The organism is Pseudomonas sp. JBR1 (genome assembly GCF_028198185.1).
GTDB classification, from domain to species: Bacteria; Pseudomonadota; Gammaproteobacteria; order Pseudomonadales; family Pseudomonadaceae; genus Chryseomonas; species Chryseomonas oryzihabitans_E.
On the sequence record NZ_CP116340.1, the window covers coordinates 1,328,215 to 1,343,425 of the forward strand.

The 15,211-nt window shown below is 65.0% G+C and carries 13 protein-coding genes; 8 read left to right on the forward strand and 5 right to left on the reverse strand.

Going from position 1 to position 15,211, the window contains the following annotated elements; all coding sequences use genetic code 11:
• Positions 1 to 35: 35 nt before the first annotated feature.
• The 3 genes from PJ259_RS06340 to PJ259_RS06350 all read left to right on the forward strand — a co-directional run bounded on the left by PJ259_RS06340 (position 36) and on the right by PJ259_RS06350 (position 3,997).
• Positions 36 to 743, forward strand: coding sequence for a FadR/GntR family transcriptional regulator (locus PJ259_RS06340; protein WP_271655159.1), 708 nt, complete (start codon positions 36 to 38; stop codon positions 741 to 743).
• A gap of 362 nt (positions 744 to 1,105) precedes the next feature.
• On the forward strand, positions 1,106 to 2,344 hold the full coding sequence (locus PJ259_RS06345; protein ID WP_271655160.1) for an OprD family porin: 1,239 nt from the start codon (positions 1,106 to 1,108) through the stop codon (positions 2,342 to 2,344).
• A 60-nt stretch (positions 2,345 to 2,404) separates the two neighbouring features.
• On the forward strand, positions 2,405 to 3,997 hold the full coding sequence (locus PJ259_RS06350) for an argininosuccinate lyase (protein ID WP_271655161.1): 1,593 nt from the start codon (positions 2,405 to 2,407) through the stop codon (positions 3,995 to 3,997).
• Between the two features lie 14 nt (positions 3,998 to 4,011).
• Here the strand turns inward: PJ259_RS06350 and PJ259_RS06355 are convergent, their stop codons facing one another.
• The gene (locus tag PJ259_RS06355) at positions 4,012 to 5,256 is read right to left on the reverse strand and encodes a cation:dicarboxylate symporter family transporter (protein ID WP_271655162.1); all 1,245 of its coding nucleotides are present in this window, start codon (positions 5,254 to 5,256) and stop codon (positions 4,012 to 4,014) included.
• 106 nt (positions 5,257 to 5,362) lie between these two features.
• Between PJ259_RS06355 and PJ259_RS06360 the strand changes: the two genes are divergently transcribed.
• A complete protein-coding gene (locus PJ259_RS06360; protein WP_271655163.1) occupies positions 5,363 to 6,313 on the forward strand; it encodes a LysR family transcriptional regulator in 951 nt (316 codons plus the stop codon).
• Between the two features lie 117 nt (positions 6,314 to 6,430).
• Here PJ259_RS06360 and PJ259_RS06365 read toward each other — a convergent pair whose 3' ends face one another.
• Positions 6,431 to 7,039, reverse strand: a complete 609-nt coding sequence (locus PJ259_RS06365) for a TetR/AcrR family transcriptional regulator (protein ID WP_271655164.1) — start codon at positions 7,037 to 7,039, stop codon at positions 6,431 to 6,433.
• Between the two features lie 87 nt (positions 7,040 to 7,126).
• Here PJ259_RS06365 and PJ259_RS06370 point away from each other — a divergent pair, with 87 nt between their 5' ends.
• On the forward strand, positions 7,127 to 8,281 hold the full coding sequence (locus PJ259_RS06370; protein WP_271655165.1) for an epoxide hydrolase family protein: 1,155 nt from the start codon (positions 7,127 to 7,129) through the stop codon (positions 8,279 to 8,281).
• Positions 8,282 to 8,306: 25 nt separating this feature from the next.
• Here PJ259_RS06370 and PJ259_RS06375 read toward each other — a convergent pair whose 3' ends face one another.
• From PJ259_RS06375 to PJ259_RS06385, 3 genes are read right to left on the reverse strand one after another with little or no spacing between them, the layout of a single operon-like run.
• Positions 8,307 to 10,109 (reverse strand): ABC transporter ATP-binding protein, encoded by a 1,803-nt coding sequence (locus tag PJ259_RS06375; protein ID WP_271655166.1) that lies wholly within the window; start codon positions 10,107 to 10,109, stop codon positions 8,307 to 8,309.
• A 9-nt stretch (positions 10,110 to 10,118) separates the two neighbouring features.
• The gene (locus tag PJ259_RS06380; protein ID WP_271655167.1) at positions 10,119 to 11,498 is read right to left on the reverse strand and encodes an ATP-binding protein; all 1,380 of its coding nucleotides are present in this window, start codon (positions 11,496 to 11,498) and stop codon (positions 10,119 to 10,121) included.
• Positions 11,483 to 11,713, reverse strand: a complete 231-nt coding sequence (locus PJ259_RS06385) for a hypothetical protein (RefSeq protein ID WP_271655168.1) — start codon at positions 11,711 to 11,713, stop codon at positions 11,483 to 11,485. Before PJ259_RS06385 ends, PJ259_RS06380 begins: the two co-directional genes overlap by 16 nt.
• Positions 11,714 to 11,999: 286 nt before the next feature.
• On the opposite strand from PJ259_RS06385, the gene PJ259_RS06390 reads away from it, so the two are divergent.
• The 3 genes from PJ259_RS06390 to PJ259_RS06400 all read left to right on the forward strand — a co-directional run bounded on the left by PJ259_RS06390 (position 12,000) and on the right by PJ259_RS06400 (position 15,208).
• Positions 12,000 to 13,397, forward strand: coding sequence for an efflux transporter outer membrane subunit (locus PJ259_RS06390; protein ID WP_271655169.1), 1,398 nt, complete (start codon positions 12,000 to 12,002; stop codon positions 13,395 to 13,397).
• Between the two features lie 543 nt (positions 13,398 to 13,940).
• Positions 13,941 to 14,684 carry a BPL-N domain-containing protein gene (locus PJ259_RS06395; RefSeq protein ID WP_271655170.1) on the forward strand — a complete coding sequence of 248 codons (744 nt, stop codon included), beginning with the start codon at positions 13,941 to 13,943 and terminating at the stop codon, positions 14,682 to 14,684.
• A 68-nt stretch (positions 14,685 to 14,752) separates the two neighbouring features.
• Entirely contained in the window at positions 14,753 to 15,208 is a 456-nt protein-coding gene (locus tag PJ259_RS06400; protein WP_271655839.1) for an NUDIX hydrolase, read from the forward strand.
• The last annotated feature ends 3 nt before the right edge of the window (positions 15,209 to 15,211 follow it).

Genomic DNA, 15,211 nt, shown 5'->3' on the forward strand with positions numbered 1-15,211 from the left:
AGATACTGAAGCCCTTGAAGATGCAGGTTTCATCAATGACGCTGCCCACTGCCACCACTGAAAGAAAGCTCTACCAGAAGATCGCGGATCGCCTGCGCCAGCACATCCGCGAGGGCGCCATCGAAGCCGGTACCCGTCTGCCGCCGGAGCGCGACCTGGCCCAGCTGCTGGGCGTCTCCCGGCCATCGCTGCGCGAAGCCCTGATCGCCCTGGAAATCGAAGGCAACATCGAGGTCCGCCAGGGCTCCGGGATCTATGTGAACGCGGCCCTGCTGAACACCGGAGCACGTACCTCCACCCTTGGCGAGAGTCCTTCGGAGCTGATGCACGCCCGGGCCATGATCGAGGGCGCGACCATCGTGCTGGCCTGTTCCGTGGGCGGCAAGGCCGATTACCGCTACCTGGCGAAGTGCATCCAGAACATGAGCGACAAGATCGCCCAGGGACTTTCGCCCATGGAGGACGATCGCAAGTTCCACTGCCGCCTGGCCCGGATGAGCGGCAACTCCACGCTGGTACGCATCATCACCTCGCTGTTCGACGAGCGCCATAGCCCCCTCTCCACCCACGTCGCCGAGCAGACCGAAAGCCAGAAGACCTGGGGCGTCGCCGTGGCCGAACACGAAGCCATCCTGCGCGCCGTGGAAGCCCGCGACCTGATCGGTGCCCAGACCGCCATGCGCCACCACCTGCTCTGTTCGGAAGCGCGCTGGCTCGAGGGCTTCGCCTCCAGCGAAGATTGAGGACGGCAGCGTCGCACCCGTGACCGGTGGATCTGCCGTCTGAGCCAACTCTTGACGATCAGAGAGCACCGGTTCTTTTCAGCAGGCGACGCGCCAGCCGTTTCACCGGTCATCGTCCGCTGATACCCAGCGCGGATCGCTACCCCCGCATCCAGCAAGACTTGGCAAGGACCTCGACCCGGCCATCAGCAGCAGAGCAATGACATCCTTTTCGCCCCTCGGGGCCATACTCAAAAAGTATTCACCCACGACTTTTCATATATTTTTAATATTTCCGTAAAGTCCTTAAGGTTCCCGTCGTGAGCGGCTATCGCCTCACGACCCAACGCGCCCAATAACAATAACGCGTCAAGGAACCCACCATGCGCCTGTCACCGCTAGCACTCGGGGTCGGTACCGCCGCCCTCGCCTCCTTCCTTCCCCTCGATGCCTCCGCCGAGCTGTTCGCCGACAGCAAGGCCGACCTGGAGCTGCGCAACTTCTACTTCAACGGCGACTATCGCCAATCCGGCGCTCGGCAATCCAAGCGGGAGGAATGGGCCCAGGGCTTCATTCTCAACTACGAATCCGGCTTCACCGAGGGCCCGGTAGGCTTCGGTATCGACGCCCTGGGCATGCTCGGCCTCAAGCTGGATTCGGGGCCGGATCGGCAGAACACCGGTCTGCTGCCGGTGGGCGATGAGCGAGCGCCCGACGACTACAGCAAGCTCGGGCTGACCGGCAAGGTCCGGGTGTCCAAGAGCACCCTGAAGGTCGGCACCCTGATTCCCCGGCTGCAAACCATCCGCAGCAGCAATTCGCGCCTGCTGCCGCAGACTTTCCAGGGCGCCCAGCTGGTGTCCAAGGAACTGGACAACCTCACCTTCAACGCCGGGCGCCTGACCCAGAACCGGGTCCGCAACGACAGCGCGAACGAGGACATGACCGTGTCGGGCAGCGGCATTCGCGGCGGCCGACCGAGTGACCAGTTCGACTTCGCCGGGCTGAGCTACAAATGGACCAAGCAGCTCACCACCGTCTACGACTACGGTCATCTCGACCAGAACTATGAACAGCATATGTTCAACGTGCTGCACGTCCTGCCGCTCGGCAAGAACCAGTCGCTGGAGACGGATCTGCGTTATGCCCGCTCGCGCCAGGACGGCGGCACCAACGTCGACAACGATGCCTATGGAGCCAAGTTCACCTACAACCTCGGCCATCATGCCTTCGGCGCCGCCTACCAGCAGATGCACGGCGAGACCGGCTTTCCCCATCTCAACGGCACCGATTCGTACCTGGTCAACTACGTGATGCTGTCGCCGGACTTCGCCAATCCGGGCGAGCGCTCCTGGCAGGTGCGCTACGACTACGACTTCACGGCCTGGGGCCTTCCGGGACTCGCCTTCATGACCCGCTATCTCAAGGGCGACCATTTCGACGGACCCGGCGGGATCGCCGGCAAGGAGTGGGAGCGCGATACCGAGCTGGAATACACCGTCCAGACGGGCGCCCTGAAGAACGTCAAGGTGCGCTGGCGCAACGGCAGCTACCGCAGCCGTAACGATACCGACCTCGACCAGAACCGCCTGATCCTCAGCTACACCCTGCCCCTGCTCTGACGCCACGGCCGGCCGCGCCTCCGCACCGGCCCCGATCCCGCCCCGAAAGGACCATCGACCATGCTCGCTACCCCGCGTTTACTACCGCTTGCCCTGTTCATCGCCCTGGCCGCCGGGACTCCGGCGCTGGCCGCCAACACCGCCGACGCGCCCTGCAAGACCACCGCCGAGTGCAAGGCCGAGGTCGCCAGGATCGGCGGCACCGTCACCCACAGCGGCGCCCGCGTTGGAGGCGTCGAAGACCAGTTCGACGGACTGAACCGCATCAACAAGGCGTCCATCGTGATGCTGACCGAGGAAGGCATCGTCACCCCGGAGATGGGACGCAAGATCGCCGGCGGGGTCGAATTCGCCATCGACCAGGGCGCTCGGCCGGACGGCAAGCGACCCAGCGACGTGCTCCAGCTGGAAAAGATCATGACCGACAAGATCGGTCCGGAAGCCTCGCTGATCCACTCGGGCCGCAGTCGCCAGGACATCTATGCCACCTACCGCCTGGCGTCCCTGCGTAGCCAGGTGCTGGCCTACAGCGACGCCGTGAACGCGACCCGTCAGCGCCTGCTGACCCTCGCCGCCGCCAACGTCGATACCCTGGTGCCGGCCTATACCAACGGCGTCCAGGCGATGCCGATCTCCTACGCCCACTATCTGCTCGCCTACGCCGATTCCTTCGCCCGCGACGCCCAGCGCATCGCCCAGCTCTATCAGCGCCTCAACCTCAGCCCGATGGGTACCGCCGTACTGGCCAACTCCGCCTACCCGCTCAATCGCGAGCGCCTCGCCAGCCTGCTCGGCTTCGATGGCGTGCGCCAGAACTCGCTGGATTCCAGCCAGGTCTCCACCTACGACATCCCCATCGAAGCCGCCGATATCGCCGCTTCCTCGGCGATCCGTCTCGGCGCGATGATCGGTGACATCCACACCCAGTACCACCAGATCCGCCCCTGGCTACTGTTGGAGGAAGGCTCCACCTACACCAGCAGCGCCATGCCGCAGAAACGCAATCCGGGGCTGTTGATGCGCACCCGGGAAGCCGCCTCGGACACCATCGGCCTGGCGCAGACCATCACCCTGCGCGCGCACAACGTGACCACCGGGATGACGGACTACAAGTTCGCCTTCGATGACCTGAATTTCTATGAGTCGGCCATCGGCATGTTCACCAGCATGGACCGCGTGCTCGACGCCCTGAAGGTCAATCCACAACGCGCCCTCGAAGAACTCGAGAACGAATGGACCACCTCGATGGAGTTGGCCGATACCCTGGAGCGGGCGCACAAGGTGCCCTTCCGCATCGGTCACAGCTTCGCCTCGCTGATCGTCACGGAAGCCCGCAACGAAGGCTACACGCCCAAGACCTTTCCCTTCGCCAAGGCCCGGCAGCTCTACACCCAGGCTGCCGAGAAGTACCAGTGGAAGGAGACCAGCCTGCCGCTGCAGGAAGCCGAATTCCGCAACGCGCTTTCTCCGACCAACATGGTCAAGACGCGGGTCGGTACCGGTGGTCCGCAACCGGCCGAGGTGCAACGTATGCTCGGCGAGGCGAAACAGGCCCTGCGGGCCGATGTCGACTGGACCAAGGCCCGGCGTCAGCGGTTGGCCGAGGCCGATACCGCCCTCGACCAGGCCTTCGGCAAGCTGCTGAAGAACTGATCGACTCGCCCGGCTCAGGAGGCGAGCGCGGCCGCCAGTCGTGGCCGGTCCAGCGTCCCCTGCCAGCGCGCCAGCGCCAGGCAGGCGACGCAGTTACCCAGCACATTGGTGAGCGACCGACATTTCATCAGTCGCTCGACGCCCAGCAACAGGCCGACCGCCTCCACTGGCACGAAGTGCAGGATCGACAGGGTCGCCGCCAAGGTCAGAAAAGCCGAACCGGCGACACTGGTCGAACCCAGGGTGGTGATCAAACCGACGATGATGAAAATGGCCAGTTGCGCGGCTGACAGCTCCACGCTAGCGAACTGGGTCAGGAACAGCAGTGCCACCGCGATATACAGATTCGAGCCCGCCAGGTTGAAGGTGTAGCCGGTGGTGAGCGACAGCCGCACCAGCTCCGTCGGACACCCGGCGCGTTCGAGGCGACCGATCAGCAACGGCAAGGCCGCGACCGAGGAGCCGGTGACCGCCACCAGCAGCAACTCGCGCCTCAACCAGACGATCAGGCGCAGCAGCGAAAAGCCACAGAGCCGCGCCACCAGCCCCAGCACGCCGCAGATGAAACACAGGGCGGCGAGATAGACCGAGACCAGGAACTTCAGGAGGGGCCACAGGGAAGCGCCGCCATAACGTGAGACGGTGAAGGCCATGGCACCAAAGGCGGCGAGGGGCGCCAGTCGGAGAAACAGGCGCAGCAGCCGCAACTGTAGCGCCAAGGCCTGTTCGATCCCGGCGAGCCACGGCATACCCCGCTCGCCCAGGCCGCGCAGCACCAGCCCCAGGGCGATGGCCAGGCACAGCATGGGCAGCATGGCGCTCTGGGTAAAGGCGCCCACCAGGGTACCTGGCAGGCTGTCGAGCAGACTCGGCAAGGGCGTGGCGGCACTCGGCAGCAGCGGGTCCGCGGGTTCCGCGCCGTTCCAGTCGATGGGTACGGGGCCTAGCCCGGTGGCGGTACCCGGGTGGATCAGCAGGCCAACCAGTACGCCGACCAGCAGGGACAGCAACGACATGAGCTGGAAATAGAGAACCATGCGCGCCGCCATGGCGCCGGCACCCCGCCCCAACCGGGCGATGGCCGCGACGATGAGCGCGAACATGAGCAGGGGAATCACCAGGCCCAGGGTGCGCAGGAACAGATCGCTCAACGGCTTCATGGCAGCGCCCAGGTCAGGACGCCAGAGTCCGAGCAGCAAACCGCAGGCAAGGGCCACGCCTATCTGCACACTGCCATTGCGAGCGATCCGCGCGATCATCCGGACTCCTGCCGTTGTTATTATTGTGCGGGTGGCGCCAGACACCGTGCGCCCCATCCTAACCGATCGGTCACCCTGGCCGGCGTCAACGAGGTCCTGCGAGCGAATGGAATTGCGGCATTTGCGTTACTTCGTCACGGTAGCCGAGGAGCAGCATTTCACCCGGGCCGCCGCGCGGTTGAACATGCAGCAGCCTCCACTCAGCCAGCAGATCCGGGCCCTGGAAGACGAGCTGGGCTTCGCCCTCTTCCTGCGTCACCCCAAGGGCGTCGCCCTGACCGCCGGGGGCGCCGCCTTCCTGCTGGAGGCCCGCGACATCCTCGCCCGGGTGGGCCAGGGCGCCCACCGCGCGGCACGCGTCGCGCGCGGCATCGACGGCACCCTGGCCCTCGGCTTCACCAGTTCGGCGGCCGCCCATGCCCTTATTCCCCGCATCATCCGCGCCTACCGAGAAAGTTACCCGGATGTGGAGATCGCCATCGCCGAAGACAACGCCCAGGGCCTTACCCAGCGGGTAGCCGAGGGCCGATTGGACATCGGCATCCTGCGCGCCCCCGTCAGCGCGCCGGAGGGTGTCACCTATCACCGGCTGCTCAACGAGGCGATGCTGTTGGCCTTGCCGAGCAATCACCGACTCATCGCCGGAATCGGTGAAGAGTCCCTGGAAAGCCTGGAGCGCCGGGGACTGCCACTGGCGACCCTGGCCGACGAACATTTCATCCTGGTGCGCAAACCAGGCGCGCCGGGCATGTATGCCAACCTGCTGGACGCCTGCCGCCATGCCGGCTTCGAGCCCCGGGTCGCCTTCGAAGTCGACCGCATGCTCACCAACCTCAGCCTGGTGGCCGCCGGCGCCGGTCTCTCGGCGGTCCCGGCCTCCATGACCGAGTTGCACAGATCCAGCATCTTCTACTGCCCCATCCTGGACGCCCGCCCCCGGCTGGCCGCTCCGATCACCTTGGCCTGCCGCGCCTTCAACCCTTCGCCCGCCCTGCAGAACTTCATCGCCCTGGCCCGGCAACTGGCCGGCAGGCCGCAGCGGCGGGATCGGGGCTGAGGGAGTACGTCCACCCCCTTGGATATTCCGCGCTCAAGCAGGAGGGGGCTATCTGGCTAACGTGCCCTAAAAGGCCGGCCACAGCTCTAAGGTGGCCCGTTCACCCGCCAGGTGCGCTCAGCGGACCAGGAGGCGGATCGCCTTCTCGATCCGGTCCGCCGCCTGAGCCTGTAGCCACTGGGGGTCATCACCCAGCAGCGCCCGCAGCTGATGCGGGGCAAACACCAGATCGATGAACGCCTCCAGCAGGTGATCGACGTCGTCCGGCCGATCCGGGCCCGCTTCGATCGCCTGCCGCACACGCAGGCGCCCGGCTTCCCAGCCGATGCGGGTCGCCTCGGCCGCGACCGCCGGGAAACGATCGGCCGTCGCGATGACCAGACGCATCATGGCCAGGGTTTCCGACCGTGAGGCGTGCTCCAGCATGTCCTTACCGGCCAGCCGCAACCGCTCTGCCAGGGGCAGGCCCGTAGGTAGGGGCTCGATCTGCGGCAGCGTTCCGGAGTGGCGGCGGATCACGGCCTCGAACAGTTGGTCCTTGTTGGCATAGCGTGCATAGAGGCTGGCCTTGCCTGCCCCCGCGAGCCGCGCGACCGCCTCGCAAGAGGTACCGGCAAAGCCCTGCGCCAGGAACAGCTCGAACGCGGCGTCCAGCAATCGGCGATCGACATCGCCTGCCTCTTCCCGACGGGGTCGCCCGCCTCGTGGTTTGGTCATCTCACTCATGGCCGAACCTTAAGCGGATTGACAGCGGCTGTAAACTGAACGATAACGTTCAGTTATGCGACTACGCCCTTCACTGCGAGGCTCTCCATGACCGATCTCATCCAGCCCTTTCCTATCCAGGTGCCCCAAGCCCAGCTCCACGACCTGCTCGAAAGACTCCAGCGGACCCGCTGGCCAGACCGCGAGACCGTTCGCGATGGGAGCCAGGGACCGCAACTGGAGCGTCTGAAGGCCCTGGTGGAGCGCTGGAGCGGGGGCTATGACTGGCGAGCGGCTGAGGCCCTGATGAACAGCTGGGGCAGTAGCCGCACCGAAATCGACGGGCTCGGCATTCATTTCCTGCATGTTCGCTCTCCCGAGCCGCAGGCCACACCGCTGCTGCTCACCCACGGCTGGCCAGGTTCAGTGCTGGAGTTTCGTGAGGTGATAGGCCCGCTCACCAACCCGGTCGCCCATGGGGGCGATGCGGGCGACGCCTTCCACCTGGTGATTCCCTCCCTGCCCGGCTTTGGCTTCTCGGACCAGCCGCGCGAATCCGGATGGGGAGTTGGCCGCACCGCCATGGCCTGGATCGAGCTCATGCGCCGGCTTGGCTACGACGATCACTGGCTGGCGCAGGGTGGCGACTGGGGCGCTGCGGTGACAACGGCCCTGGCGCACCTGCGCCCGGCGGGCCTGGCAGGCGTGCATCTGAACATGGTGATGTTCCAGCCCACCGACCAGGAAGTGGCCGAGGCTACGCCGGACGAGCAACGGATGCTCGCGGATGCCACCCGCTACGAACGCGAATACTCGGGCTACATGAAGGTACAGGCGACCCGGCCGCAGTCGGTCGCCTTTGCCTTGGCCGACTCACCCGTGGGGCTCGCGGCCTGGATCTACGCCCTGTTCCAGGATGTATCGGACACCGCGGGCGAGCCCGAGCGCGTCCTGGCGCTGGATCATCTGCTCGACGACATCATGCTCTATTGGCTGCCCAATGCCGGCGCCAGTTCGGCGCGTTTCTACTGGGAAGCGATGCGCGAGATGGCGAATGGCATGCCCACCGCCCCGCTACCCCTACCTGCCGGCGTCAGCATGTTTCCCGGCGAGCAGCTGCGCCTGTCCCGCCGCTGGGCAGAGCGGCGCTTCGCCGATCTGCGGTTCTTCGCGGAAGCCGATCAAGGTGGGCACTTCGCGGCGATGGAGGATCCGCAAGCATTCGTGGCGCACCTGCGGGAAGCCTTTCGGACAATGCGCTGAGGTCAGCTCCTCCACTAAGAGGCGTTCAGGCATTCAGCGCCATGGCTGCATACAGCCCATGCTGTCTCACCAACTCGTCGTGGGTACCCTGCTCCACCAGCCGCCCCGCCTGAATGACGAGAATCTGATCGGCCTGCCTGACGGTGCTCAGGCGATGCGCGATGGAGATCAAGGTCCGCTGGCCCTGCAGCGAAGCCAGGGCGCTGGCCATCGCGGCCTGCGTCTTGGCATCCAGGGCGCTGGTCGCTTCATCGAGGAGGATGATCGGCGGATCGCGCAGCAGCATGCGCGCCAGCGACAGGCGTTGGCGCTCGCCGCCGGACAGCTGATAGCCCCGGTCACCGACGCCCGCCTGCAACCCGTCGGCAAGCCCGCGCACCGTCGCATCCAGCTGCGCCCGTTCCAGTGCCCACCACAACTCCTCCTCGCTCGCCTCGGGCTTGGCGAAGCGCAGATTGGCCTCGATGCTGGCATTGAGCAGGAAGGTATCCTGGGTCACGATGCCTACCAGGTTGGCCAGGGTTTCGAAGCTCAGCGCGCGGACATCGATACCGTCATAGGTGATACGACCGTGATCGACGTCGTACAGCCGCGCGATAAGGTAGGACACCGTGGTCTTGCCAGAGCCGGTCGGGCCGACCAGCGCCGTGTGCTTGCCGGCCGGTATCTCGAGCGTCAGATCCTTGAGCACGACCCGGTCGCCATAGGCGAAGCTGACGCCCTCGAAGCGGATGCCCTGCGTGAAGTCCTGGCGCGTTAGGCTCACCGGCGATGCAGCCTCGGTGACCGTCGCCGGCGTATCCAGGTAGCTGAACACGCGCCCCAGCAAGGCACGGCCCTTGGCGAACTCGATGCGGGTTTCGAATATCTCGATCAGCGGCCAGAGCAGCTGTTCCTGCAGGGCGATGAAGGCCACCAGGGTCCCGATGGATACCTCCAGGCCCAGGCCGATGAACAGGCCGCCGCCCATGAACGTCAGCGCGGGCAGGATATCCAGCGCCAGGAAGACGAGCGCGAACTCCCACTGTCCCGCGGTGCTGGCCTGGGTCTCCAGGCGGGCGAGCGTTGCCGAATCCCGCTGAAAACGGTGCACGAGGTAGTGCACGCGACCCATGGTGCGCGACAGGATGATCCCGCCGGCCGACAGGGACTCGGCGATATTGGCCGACAGGTCCGCCACCTGCTCCTGTTGCTGGTAGGTCACGCGCTCCCGTAACTGCGCGACGCGTCCATTGATCCAGACCAGCAGCGGAATGACCGCCAGCGAGGCACAGGCCAGTCGCCAATCCAGCAGCAGCATCGCTACCAGGGTTGCAGCCACCACGCTCAGGTGCTTGGCGAGATCCGTGGCGGAGTTGGTCAGCAGGGTCTGCAGACCGGCGATGTCACTGGACAGGCGCGCCTGGACCTCGCCCGCGCGGGTACCGGAGAAAAAGCTCAGCGATAGGCTCTGCAGGTGCTGGTAGAGGCGTGTCCGCAGCGCGTGCATGATGCTTTGGCCGACCCGGATCGAGACGTAGGTCTGCGTCAGGTTGGCGATGGCGTTGAACAGCGCGACCCCGACCAGGCCGCCCGCCAGATAGCCCAGGAGCCTGAGGTCTTTCGCTGGCAAGGCATCGTCGACGATGCTGCGTATCAGGAACGGACCGACGACGCCGGTCATCCCGGCGACCGCGATCAGCAGCACCACCAGGATGATCGCGGCTCGATGGGGAGCAAGGAGCGTGAAGACCCGGGCGGCAGAGACGTGACGCTCGGCGAGCTCGCCATAGTGGTCAGGGGTCGCGGGATCGTCATGCGGCTGAGCGGAAGAACGGAAACTGGACATGTCACTGATTCAGGAAGGTGAAGAAAAGCGCGGACCGCTGTCCGCCGCGTAACGCGCAGCAGCGCGCGATGGTGTTTCAACGTCAGCCAGGAGGTGGTCGGGCAGCAGGATGGCGAACCGCGCCCCGCCCTTTTCGCTCTGGGCCAGGGTGAGCCGTCCTCCCTGCTTCTCTATTGCCCGACGACTGATCGACAGACCCAGGCCGAAGCCTCCCGTGGTCCGATCCCGACTGCGATCCAGCCGATAGAAGGGCTCGAATACCCGCTCCCGTTCGCCCGCCGGAATGCCTTCGCCGTCGTCCTCGACCAGGATCAGCAAACCTTCGGACTCGCGGCATACGGTCAGCCATACCTCCTGCTGGCAATACCTCAGGGCGTTGCCGACCAGATTCTGCAAGGCCCGGGCAGTGAGCCGCGGCGCCAGGACCACCCGTTCCGGCGCCTGGTCGACACTCAGGCTCAAGGTGACGCCCCGCCTTTCCTGTTCCTCGTTGAAATCCGCCAAGACACTGTCCAGAAACTCGTCGAGCCTGAGCAACTGGCGCTCGGGAGCCTCATGGCTGGCGTGCAGGCGGGCGTAGGACAGCAGCTCGTTGACCAGCGCATCCAGCTCGCGTACATGACGAATCTGCTGTTCGAGCCGGCGCTGCGTCTCGGCAGGGAGCGGATCGGCTTGCAGCAGCGCCAGGCCGAATTCCAGGCGCGAGAGTGGCGTCCGCAGTTCGTGGGAGACGGCATTGAGCAGGTCACGCTGCTGCACGATCAGGGTTTCGAGGTCCTGCGCCATGTCATCGAACGCCCGGGCGAGCTGGCCGATGTCCGAGCGCGGCGAAATGGCGGTACGTTCCTGCAGATGCCCCTTGCCCAGGCGGGCCGCGGTACGCCTGAGCCGTTCCAGATCCCGCCAGTGGGGCCGCAACCAGAAGTACAGGCAGACCAGCAGCGCCGCGCCAATTAGGGCATTCATCGCCCAATAAGTCAGCGCTATGTCGGTGGGCGCCTCGGGAAAGGCTACCCAGAGCACCTGCCCGCCAGGCAGCGGTACCAGGGCGATGCTGGGATCACCGTCGTCGCCAAGGCGCACCCGCCGTTCGCCCTTCGCCAAGCCGTGGCGCTCGCTGCGGGTCAACCGGGGATCGGTTTGCAGCCCCAACTGCAAGGCGAGAGGCGCAATCTCGGCATTCAGATCGGCCAGCAGCGTGGGCCACCGGGAAAGCGGCGCTTCTACAAAGGTGCGCTCGACCAGCTTCAGCGGGCCATTCATCTGCTCCAGGCTGTATCGGCTATAGCGATCGCTGAACATCTGTACCAGCGCCTCGGGCACCAGATAGCTGGCGGCGCCATAGGTCGCCAACAGAACGAGATAGAGTCGGATCAGGATCTTGAGCATCTAACCTTCTCCACCCGGCTGGGCAGACAACCCTGCCGGCCGTCCAGACCCGGCAACAGGGTATCGAGCCCCTCTTGCTGCGGACCTAGGCACAACATCTCGGTCAGGTCCTGTTCAACGCGCCCGATGATGGTCACGGCGTAGTCCTGCCGCGTCAGGCAGGGGGCGCTGGGGCCGACCAGGGCAGTGTCGTCTTCGGCGATAAGCAAGGGCATCACAAGGGGGCATCCCGGCAATAAAGCGCGGAGCATAACGGAGCGCCGAGCGCTCAAGCCCAGGCCTTAACACTCTTTCACAAGAGACCTACAGACCTTTACAAGGCGGTCCACGGGAGCCGCCTACCATGGCGTTCTCCACGAGGATGACCCATGTTTCGCCATCAGCACCCAGGCTTGCGCCCACCCTTGAATCAGGGGCCTGCGGCCCTCGATACCACCTTTGTCCCAGTCGCTCTGCCCCTGCCTACTCGTGCGGCACGCGCGGCCTGGAAGCGGTGCCAGCATGGCTAAGAGCATCGCCCTGGCCTTGAGCGTCCTGCTTGCCGGCTGCTCCCTGGCACCGCCCCACGAACGGCCGCCAGCGCCCATACCGGCGCGCTATCCGCTGGCCAGCGACACCGCTGGTATCCCCACTGACCGTCAGCGACTATTCGCGGACCCGCATCTGCGTGCCTTGCTGGACCAAGCCCTGAATGGCAACCGCGACCTGCGCCTGGTCGTGCTGGATATCCAGCAGGCTCGAGCCCGTTATCGCATCAGCCGCGCCGACCTCATGCTGGAAGTTAGCGCCACTGCCAGTCGGACGCGGGAGCGTACGCAGAGCCAAGGCTCTCGATCCGACGAGGAGAAATCCGCCCTCCAGACCGGTAATCGATACAGTGTCGGTCTCGGAACCAATGCCTACGAAATAGACCTGTTTGGCAGGCTGGGAAACCTGCGGGATGCGGCGCTGGACGAATACCTTGCCCAAGACGAGACACGCCGTGCCGTGGAGCTGTCGCTGACCGCGGAGGTAGCGACGGCCTATCTGAACCAGTGCGCCCTGGAAGAGCGGCTGACGGTGAGCCTTAGCACCCTGGAAGGTCGCCGACGCGGACTCGCCCTCATCGAGCAGCGGCATGCCGCCGGACTGGGTTCGGCGCTGGATCTGGCGCAGGCGCAAAGCAGCGTCGAGCTGGCTGAAGCCGACCTTGCCGCGCTGGAGCGCAACCGGGCCCAGGCAGACAACGCCCTACGCCTGCTGCTAGGTGGAGATCCGCCGACCGATCTGCCGACACCCCTGCCGCTCGCCCGTCAGGGTCTCGACCAGCCGATACCTGCCGGCCTGCCCTCCGAGCTGCTGGAGCGCCGCCCCGATATCCGCGCGGCCGAGTATCGCCTGCGCGCCGCCAACGCCAACATCGGTGCAGCGCGGGCGGCCTTCTTTCCCCGCATCACCTTGACGGCCAATGCGGGCTACCTGAGCTCCGACCTGGACGGCCTGTTCAGCGTGGGCAATAAGGTCTGGAGCTTCGTACCCCAGCTTCAGGTACCGCTGTTCGACGGAGGGCGTAACCGCGCCAACCTGAAGCTGGCAGAGGTGCGGCGGGATCAGGATGTCGCGCGCTACGAAAAGAGTATCCAGGTCGCCTTTCGCGAGGTGGCCGATCAGCTCGTCGCCAATGGTCCCCTGACGCGCCAGCTCGCCGCCCAGCGACGCCTGCGCGAGGCGACCGCACGCAGCCTGGCGCTTGCCACCGACCGCTATCGCCAGGGATTGGACAGCTACCTGAACCTGCTAGACAGCCAGCGCAGCCTCTATCAGGCCGACAACGCCCTCATCGAGACCAGGCTGCAGCTGATGGTCTCCCAGGTCGAACTGTTCCGCGCGCTGGGTGGTGAGTGGAGCCCCGAGTCGTGAGGCGGACTGGCCAATGTCCAGGAACCAGATAACTCGGAATCATGTGCGCAATATCGATTTAACAATCATTTACAGCCGCACAGAGAGTTTTACACGGCTTACTTTCTCGATAGTTACTCTTGGTCCAACGCTAATTCACCAAGCAGTATGTTTGCAAAAGAGGAGCTCAGGGGTGAGGCACTTGGTAAAAAGCATCGGCTTAATCTCCATGATAGCAGGCGTCACGGCAGTCCTTTTCGGCTGGCTTATTGACCCCACCATATCCTTGAACAACGGAATAAAGTTGGTCTCGATAAAGCGAGAGCTCCTGCAAACCGACTTCTTCCTCTGGGGCGCCATACTGTTTGCCGCAGGGTTCAATGGCTATTCGCTGCATACCGATCTCTGACCCCGGCCTGGTCCCTGCCGCGAACGCCGACCGTTCAGCCGACGTTCGTTGCCGTGCTGCCAGGCACGCGGCCAATCGCACAGGGGCAGCCATCTGCCGCCGTGGACGCAGCCTTCACCTCTTCGCTCACCACTCGGATGCTACGAGCCTTGCCTATGCGCGTGTTCGGCCTTGCGACGGCTCTCCTGCTGACCTGCCTATCGGCGGCACTGTGCCTGGTCGATCTCGATGCGCCTGACCTGATACGGATCGCCGTCTATCGCGGACCTGCCGCCTGTGCGGGCTGCGCCGAAGCGGTGAAAGGTGCCCTAGAAAGACGTGGTCCAGCTTATAAGGTCGATTTCCTGGGGCCAACTGAGCGCCTGGATGTTTCTATTGCAAACCTGGCGCGCTATGAGGCCTATGTTCAGCCAGGTGGCGGTCAGGATATAGCGGCGGCCCTGCACAGTTTGGGCAAGGACAGAATCGAGGCCATACGCGCCTATGTCGCAAGTGGCGGTCAATACCTGGGGATCTGCATGGGCGCCTATCTGGCCGACGCCGCCAATCTTGGCTTGATTGATCAGGAGCTGGATTCGGAGGTCGGTCGTCCAGGCTTTCCGATCACCTCCCTTGAAGACAGCGTGGTGCGGGTGCGATGGGGTGGTAAGAAGAATCGGCTGTTTTTCCAGGATGGCCCTTATCTGCCACAAACGCCCGGCACCGGTTTTCGCGTGATAGGCGCCTATGGCAACGGCGATATCGCCGCTGCGCGCTATCGCTTCGGAGCCGGCGTCGTGGTCTTGAGCGGCCCCCATCCCGAAGCGGATGAATCCTGGTTTCAAGACGCGGACTTACCCGAGAAGGTGCGGCCCCGGGGTGATCCCTTCAAGGTCCTGCTCGACGCCCTCGACCTGTGACTCACCTCAAGCGACCTCCTCTCGGGGCAAGGGCCGGATCGACGACAGTTGCCTTTTCGACCTCCTGGCTGCAGGGTGATCCGCCCCTCTCGACCGGTACCCGTACGTTAACCACTACCCTCAAGATCGCCGCCGCCATCCTCCTGAATCACCGCCAGCAGATGCTGTTGGTGCGCAAGCGCGGCACCACGGCCTTCATGCAACCCGGAGGCAAGGTGGATCAGGGTGAGCTCCCTTTGGCGGCCCTGATCCGCGAGCTGGAAGAAGAACTCGGCCTGGTCATCACCGCGGACGCTGCAACCTTTCTCGGCAGCTACCAGGCACCCGCCGCCAACGAACCCGGCTTCATCGTCGATTGCGCCCTGTATCAGGTGGCGATGAAGCCGGACGACCGCGCTATTCCTGCCGCCGAAATCGAGGAGGCGCTGTGGGCGTCGGTGCTGGAGCCCTGTGATCTGGCGCTGGCCCCCCTCACCCGCGAGGTGATCTTTCCTCTGCTCATGCAGCAGCTGTTGTCCCGGTAGCGC